This window comes from Halomonas sp. ATBC28 (assembly GCF_005937175.1).
GTDB classification, from domain to species: domain Bacteria; phylum Pseudomonadota; class Gammaproteobacteria; order Pseudomonadales; family Halomonadaceae; genus Vreelandella; species Vreelandella titanicae.
On sequence record NZ_VCQL01000196.1, the window covers coordinates 1 to 392 of the forward strand.

1 protein-coding gene is annotated in these 392 nt (G+C 56.6%); it reads right to left on the minus strand.

Annotated elements, in window-relative coordinates; genetic code table 11:
- The coding region (locus E0L35_RS26015; protein WP_212751734.1) for a hypothetical protein at window positions 1-392 on the minus strand (392 nt) is incomplete at both ends.

Here is a 392-nt window from a genome sequence, read left to right on the forward strand (position 1 = left end):
CCTGTTGCTGTTCCAGCTTGCGTGCTTTGGCACGGGCAATAGCGGCTTCGACGGCGGCTTTGCGCGGATCAACCTGTTGTTCTGGCTCCGCATTGGCCTGTTGCTGCTCCAGCTTGCGTGCTTTGGCGCGGGCAATAGCCGCTTCAACGGCAGTTTTACGTGGATCAGCAACGGTTGCAGCGTCGTTAGTTTGCTGCAGTTCTGCCTGTTTCGCTCTGGCTTGCGCTTTACGGGCTTCCCGTGCTGCAATAATTGCACTGTTATCCGGGCGTTCGCCCGCTTTAATCACAATAGGCTGTGTAGCCTGGGCCTGTTTCTCTTTCACCCGCGCCAGAGCGGCAGCAATCGCATCTTTATCTTTGGCTGCAGGTTGAACGGCTGCGCTCTTATGT